We start from the raw sequence: 6,979 nt of genomic DNA on the forward strand, positions 1-6,979 counted from the left end.
GTACTAGAAAGGAGAAAACAACTATGTCAGACAACTTAATAGAAAGCAACAAGGTCGTACTGATCGGTAAGATAGTCAGTGACTTTGAATATAGCCATACCGTATTTGGAGAAGATTTTTATGGTGTACTAATTGAAGTCCCTCGGTTAAGCGAAAATGTAGATCAATTACCAATAATTGTATCAGAGCGGCTCTTGACCGATCAGAATGTTGCACAAGGAGATAAGGTATATATAAAGGGACAATTAAGGTCGTATAATAAAAAGATAGAGGAGAAGAGCAAGCTCATCTTAAATATTTTTGCTAAAGACATCGAACCCTATGACGAAAATAGCGACGAAAAAAGCAATCCAAACTATATTTATTTAGACGGATACATCTGCAAACCTACAGTGTATAGAGAAACTCCTTTTGGCAGAGAGATTTGTGATATTCTCCTAGCGGTAAACAGGATGTATAATAAATCAGATTATATACCCTGTATCACATGGGGAAGAAATGCAAGATATGCAAAAAATATAGAAGTAGGAAATCATTTGAAAATCTGGGGGAGAATTCAAAGTAGAAAATATGAAAAGAAGTTTCTAGATGGCCAAGTCATTGAAAAGATAGCTTACGAGGTATCCATCTCAAAATTAGCTAAAGTAGATGAGGAGGAGAACGAGTACTTAGACGCTGAGCAAGAGTAAATATTAATACATAAAATCTACATGCATGATGATGCATAATACTTCAATAGAATAGTAATGGAGATGAGTTCTGCTGTTAAGTATAGAAATCGTTAAATACTAATAAACCCCAGGTAAAGGGTACCTGGGGCATTCATATGAGTGTTTTTTATTGAGTAAAGAATATGCAAAGTTTGAATTTTTGACCTGTGAGACTTGACCCTAGAGCACTGGTAACGGGTCATAGGCGTCATTATAAATCAAACTCTTCTGCAATAACTTGAATTGCTCTCTGCTGGTTTTCCGGATTAATCACGTATGAGATTTTAATTTCAGAAGTAGTCACCATGTCAATTTCAATATTTTCTTTGGCAAGTAGAGCAAAGATTCGGGCTGCTACACCAGATTGACTTCTCATGCCGATGCCTACTACAGACAATTTAGTAATATCTTCTTTTATATTTACTCTGATTTCAGGGTATTTTGATTCGAAATACGATAATACCTCTTTTGCTTCTTTTAACTCGGTTTTAGGCACAGTAAAAGAAACACTAACAGAGTTATCCCTAGGAGATGTTTGACTAATCATATCAATATTAACGTCTTTTTTAGCAAGTCGATTAAAAATATCTGAGATTACTTGAATGCTATATGGAACATAATCCAAAGTAATTATTGCATCATTATTATCTATCGCCATGCCTGTAATAGCAGTACTTTCCATCATCTGTGCAACCTCCTTTATTATAGTGCCTGGTTTTTCTTCTAAACTAGAAGCTACGTAAATTGGAGTACCGTACTTTTGGCCAAGCTCAATGGCTCTTCCATGCATTACACCAGAGCCTAAACTAGCCATCTCCAACATTTCTTCGTAACTGATACTATCAAGTTTTTTTGCTTTTGAATACAACCTTGGATCTGTAGAATAGATGCCATCTACATCTGTGTAAATTTCACAAGGACATTGCAGTTTGCTAGCAATAGCCACTGCAGATGTGTCTGAGCCACCTCGTCCAAGTGTGGTAATATCTCTATGTTCATTTACTCCCTGAAAACCAGCTACGATGATGACCTTGTTATCTTTTAAATGATGTCTTAAAATTGTATCGTCAATATCGCTGATTTTAGATTTCATGTGATTGCCTACGGTCTTAATATTTACCTGAGGTCCAGTTAAGGATATCGCCTCACATTCTAATGCATTTAAAGCCATAGACAACAAAGAGATAGATACTTGTTCTCCAGTTGATATGAGCATATCCACCTCGCGTTTTGGTGGGTTTTCAGATATTTGGTATGCCATATCAAGTAACCGATCTGTGTTTTTACCCATGGCAGACACGACCACAATAATGTGGTAGCCCTCTTCTTTTTTCTTTATAATGCGGCCGGCAACATTTTTGATTCGCTCTATGGAACCAACAGATGTCCCACCGTATTTTTGAACTACTATTTTCATAAAAATTCTCCCTCTAAGTTCTAATACAATTAATCAAGATTACCGCGTAAGTCTTCTAATAATTCTGTCTTGAGTTTTGTCTTATCATCCTTTTGCTTTATAACCCGAGCCGGAGAGCCTACTACTACAGTACCTGCAGGGACGTCTTTTGTTACAATGGAGCCAGCTGCAATGACTGCACCTTCTCCAACATGGACGCCTTCTAAAATTACTGCATTTGCTCCGATTAAGACATTGTCTTCAATGATGACTGGCGTTTTGCTTGGTGGCTCTAGGACTCCTGCAATGACTGCGCCAGCTCCTAGGTGTACGTTTTTTCCTAATTGACCTCTTGCCCCAACTACAGCGTTCATATCGATCATAGTGCCGTCTCCTATATGTGCACCAATATTAATAACTGCGCCCATCATAATTACGCAATTATTGCCAATATGTGCGCCTTCTCGAATAAAAGAACCCGGTTCTATCCTAGAATTTATTCTCGTAATATCTAAAATCGGAATAGCTGAATTTCTTCTATTATACTCTAATCGGTGAGATTCAATTTGTCCTTTGTGTTTGTCTAAGATTTTTTTTACTATATCCATTTCTGCAAAAATTACGCAGGATTCTGGGCTCCCGTAATATTCTAATCCTTCCAAGTCATTAGCTGAGAGATTGCCTTTTATGTATGCCTTAACAGGTGTAGTTTTTTTGATTGCTTTAATGTACTTAGCTAATTCGTAAGGATCTGTGAAATCAAATCGTTTTTTTAATTCATCATTCGAGGTCATAGAAAACTCCTTTCAAGAAACTTTTTCTCAATATTAATTATGGATATTTAGCAAAATTATACTACATAATATATATTTTAGATTAAAACAAAGAGCGGCGACTTCACCGCTCTTTATTTTGAAGGTAATAAGTGTTTTATATTAGTTGATTTGTTGCTAAAATAGCTCCTAACCCTCCAACACTTTGCGCATATCATAAAGGCCAATTTTCTTGTCAGCAATATATTTAGCTGCTCTTACCGCGCCTTTCGCAAAAACTTTTTTAGATGAAGCACTGTGTTTGATTTCGATGACTTCATCTTCCCCAGCATAAATTACAGTATGATCTCCAGCAATGGTACCACCTCTTATAGCGTGGATACCGAGTTCATTTGATTGTCTTTTAGTAGATTTTCCTTCTCTTCCATAAGTAAACTCTAGGCTGTTATCTAAAGCGCCATTAATTTCATTGGCAAGCATTAAAGCGGTTCCACTAGGGGAATCCACCTTTTTATTATGGTGTTTTTCGATGATTTCTATGTCAAAACCTTCTAATTTCTTTGCCGCCTCTGCTACAATACCAAGTAAAACATTTACTCCTATGGACATGTTCGCCGTCCTGAAAACGGGAATAATTTTTGATGCATCTATCAACGATGCTTCATTTTCTTCTGTCAGACCTGTAGTGGCCATAACTAGTGGAATTTTATTCGTTAAAGCGTAATCTAATATGCTTTCATAAGCGCTGTAATGAGAGAAATCGATAATTACATCTACTTTTTCTGTACAGTCTTTTGGATTGACATAGACAGGGAAATTTGCCTTCTCATTTTTTACGCGGTCAAAGCCAGCTACTACTTGCATTTGCCCTTCATTATTGATTAACTCTTGTAAAACATCGCCCATTGCACCATTACAGCCGGATAGTAAAACATTAATCATCTTTTTAGCCTCCTATATTAAGCCGTACGTACTCATTTCATTTTTCAAAACTACAAGATTTTTTTCTTCCATTTCAAGAAGTGGCATTCTCAAGTGACCTACTTCCATACTCATTACATTCATTGCCTCTTTAATAGGTATAGGATTTGCTTCAATAAACAAAGCTTTATTAAGACCATTCATCTTTAATTGACAATCTAGGCTTTTTTTGACTTTGCCGTCAAGATAGTACTCAACCATATTGTGTACGTCTTTTGGAATGATATTAGCCGATACGCTGATGACGCCCTTTGCACCTAGAGAAAGAAGAGGGACAACTTGGTCATCATTGCCTGAATAGATAGTAAAATCATCAGGAGTTAATCGCGCGATTTCTGCTACTTGTGAAATATCTCCACTTGCTTCTTTTACAGCTACAATATTGTTGATTTTAGCTAATTCAACCATTGTATCCACAGTAATATTTAAACCAGTTCTACTAGGAACATTGTAGACAATAATTGGAATGTTTATGCTATCTGCAACTGCTTTAAAGTGTGCAACAATCCCTCTTTGTGTACTCTTATTGTAGTAAGGGTTCATCACTAAGACCGCGTCTGCTCCTACTTTTTCTGCAAACATAGACATTTCAATGGCCTGCCTTGTCTCGTTACTACCAGTACCAGCGATAACAGGAATTCTCTTATCAATTACATCTACAGCAAATTTTATAAGTTGTCGTTGTTCTTCATCGCTAGTAGTAGGTGTTTCTCCTGTAGTGCCACAGATTACAATGGCATCTGTACCTTCTTTAACGTGCCAATTCAGCAATTCTTCCAATTTATTGTAATTTACTTCATCCTTTGTGTTAAATGGAGTAACGATTGCTACAGCTGAGCCTTCGAATATAGCCATTTTACAACACCCCTTTAAATTAAATTATTTTGAACTAATGTTTCGGCAATTTGAACGGCATTTGTAGCAGCTCCCTTTCGGATATTATCTGCTACAACCCATAAGTTTACGCCACTGTCAATACTTTCATCTCTTCTAATTCTGCCAACGTAAACTTCATTTTTTCCTGCAACATCTAAAGGTGTCGGGTACTGAAGATTTTTAATATCATTTTTGACGACGATACCTGGTGTTTTTTCGAGCAATGCAATGAGTTCGTCTAAGTCAAAGTCTTTTTCAAATTCTAAATTGATGGACTCACTGTGGCTGTAAAAAACAGGAACTCTAACAGTTGTCGCTGTAATGCGAATGCTATCATCGTGTAGAATTTTTCTCGTTTCGTTAATCATCTTTGTTTCTTCTTTTGTGTAACCATTTTCTTCAAAAACATCAATATGTGGTAATATATTAAAAGCAATTGGATAAGGGTAGAATTTGTTTGGTTCTCCTTTGCTTCCTTCTTCAAGATCCTTATAACCTTTAACTCCTGAGCCGGATACAGCTTGATAAGTAGAATATACAACTCTTTTTATTTTATATGTTTCGTGTAGTGCTTTTAGTGGAACCATAGCTTGAATCGTAGAGCAGTTAGGGTTGGCGATGATGTTTTTATGCCATTTTAAATCTTCTGGATTTACTTCAGGTACAATTAAAGGTACATTTTCATCCATTCTCCATGTACTGCTATTGTCTATAACGATAACGCCATTTTTTGCAGCAATAGGAGCGTATTTCTTACTAGTACTGCCTCCTGCTGAGAAAAGAGCGATATCAATATCTTTGTCAAAGGAATGCTCGTTTAATTCTTCTACAGTATATTCTTTTCCCATAAAATGGACCTTTTTCCCTGCAGAGTTTGCAGATGCCATTGGATAAAATTGATCAATAGGGAAATTTCGTTCTTCAAGTACCTCCATTATTTTATTTCCAACCATTCCTGTCGCACCGACCACTGCTACATTAAATTTTTTCATGTGAAACCTCCATATAATATAGTAATATAATTAGTTAAATGTAAAGAAAACAGCTAGTTCCTAGAAACTAGCTGTAAGTTTAAAGTATAATTTTATAGAAAAATAAAACCATACACTACAGATAGCTCTCCATCGTTTGACGGCAGTATTATTGTTATTCACAATAATCCCAGCAAATTTTTTATTCAGGTAAAAAATTACTTCGGCATTTTTTCCTTTCCTGTTCATTCAGTTGATCCTGATATCATCATGAGCAGTACTCTTAAAAAATGCGCCTCTATCGTTAAGTATGCAATTAACTTATATTATAACAGGTATTGCATATAAAATAAACAAAATTATATTTTTTTTACATTGAATTACGGTATAATGTACGAAGCAGCAGATTGGCTCGCAAAAATCAAATCGTTTTTTTTTGTGCTTGCACAAAAAAACGGATTGATTTTTATGAGCAAGTGCCAGTCGTAACTTGCAAACAATCAGACTTCATTATTATTCGTCTTCTTGTGCAAGTCTGACATGGGTGCCACTATTGTTTCCCTGCATCGCTTTGCGATTTGACAAACAAAGTGTTACTCCAAACGACCGACACCCAAAGGGTGGAGGTAATCTACACTATCCTATGGTATAATATTTAATAACTACAAAAGTCTTTGTTACTATTGTATGAAAGAGGCTTATTTATGTTCATAATTAATTTGGAGGAGCAAATATGAGAGACAGTATTATAAATTTAGAGTCTGAAGCAATTGCCGTTAGAAGGTATTTACATACAATTCCAGAAGAAGGATTTAAGGAATACAAGACAACTGAGTATATTTACAATTACTTATCTGATCTAGGTATTAAGACAATAGAGAAAGTGGCGACAACTGGAATTATTGCTTTTTTTCCTGGAGAATCTAAGGACGAAACCATAGCCTTTCGAGCAGATATGGATGGATTATCTATAGACGAGGAGAACGCATGCGAATATGTATCTACTCATAAAGGTATGATGCACGGGTGTGGGCATGATGGACATATGACGATTCTTCTTTTGATGGCTAAGTATATGGTAGATAATCACATTACTCCTAAAAAGAATGTGCTTCTTATTTTTCAACCTGCTGAGGAAGGTCCTGGAGGGGCAGAAATCATCATCAAAGAAGGTATCTTGCAAAAGTATAAGGTAAAGAAAATATATGGCTGTCACATTATGCCTACTGTAGAAGAAGGGACAATAGGGTGCAAGCCTGGCCCTCTTATGGC

At 36.1% G+C, this 6,979-nt stretch carries 7 protein-coding genes and 1 riboswitch; of the genes, 2 read left to right on the plus strand and 5 right to left on the minus strand.

The annotated features are described in order from the left end of the window. The first annotated feature begins 23 nt into the window (after positions 1-23). Positions 24-689 (plus strand): single-stranded DNA-binding protein, encoded by a 666-nt coding sequence (locus Q7P22_RS00935; RefSeq protein ID WP_303859668.1) that lies wholly within the window; start codon positions 24-26, stop codon positions 687-689. 232 nt (positions 690-921) lie between these two features. Here the strand turns inward: Q7P22_RS00935 and Q7P22_RS00940 are convergent, their stop codons facing one another. The 5 genes from Q7P22_RS00940 to Q7P22_RS00960 all read right to left on the minus strand — a co-directional run bounded on the left by Q7P22_RS00940 (position 922) and on the right by Q7P22_RS00960 (position 5,728). Next, entirely contained in the window at positions 922-2,127 is a 1,206-nt protein-coding gene (locus tag Q7P22_RS00940; protein WP_303859669.1) for an aspartate kinase, read from the minus strand. Between the two features lie 29 nt (positions 2,128-2,156). Next, a complete protein-coding gene (gene dapD / locus Q7P22_RS00945; protein ID WP_303859670.1) occupies positions 2,157-2,900 on the minus strand; it encodes a 2,3,4,5-tetrahydropyridine-2,6-dicarboxylate N-acetyltransferase in 744 nt (247 codons plus the stop codon). Positions 2,901-3,068: 168 nt separating this feature from the next. Further along, entirely contained in the window at positions 3,069-3,821 is a 753-nt protein-coding gene (gene dapB / locus Q7P22_RS00950) for a 4-hydroxy-tetrahydrodipicolinate reductase (RefSeq protein WP_303859671.1), read from the minus strand. A 12-nt stretch (positions 3,822-3,833) separates the two neighbouring features. Then, positions 3,834-4,715 carry a 4-hydroxy-tetrahydrodipicolinate synthase gene (dapA, locus tag Q7P22_RS00955; protein ID WP_303859672.1) on the minus strand — a complete coding sequence of 294 codons (882 nt, stop codon included), beginning with the start codon at positions 4,713-4,715 and terminating at the stop codon, positions 3,834-3,836. A 14-nt stretch (positions 4,716-4,729) separates the two neighbouring features. Beyond that, positions 4,730-5,728: an aspartate-semialdehyde dehydrogenase gene (locus tag Q7P22_RS00960; protein ID WP_303859673.1), complete on the minus strand. Its 999-nt coding sequence runs from the start codon at positions 5,726-5,728 to the stop codon at positions 4,730-4,732. Between the two features lie 114 nt (positions 5,729-5,842). Then, positions 5,843-6,016, minus strand: a riboswitch (Lysine riboswitch). A gap of 424 nt (positions 6,017-6,440) precedes the next feature. Between Q7P22_RS00960 and Q7P22_RS00965 the strand changes: the two genes are divergently transcribed. Beyond that, positions 6,441-6,979 (plus strand): M20 family metallopeptidase (locus Q7P22_RS00965; protein ID WP_303859674.1); only part of this gene is annotated, 539 nt, incomplete at its 3' end.

This window comes from Alkalibaculum bacchi, from assembly GCF_937875145.1.
Classification (GTDB): domain Bacteria; phylum Bacillota; class Clostridia; order Eubacteriales; family Alkalibacteraceae; genus Alkalibaculum; species Alkalibaculum bacchi_A.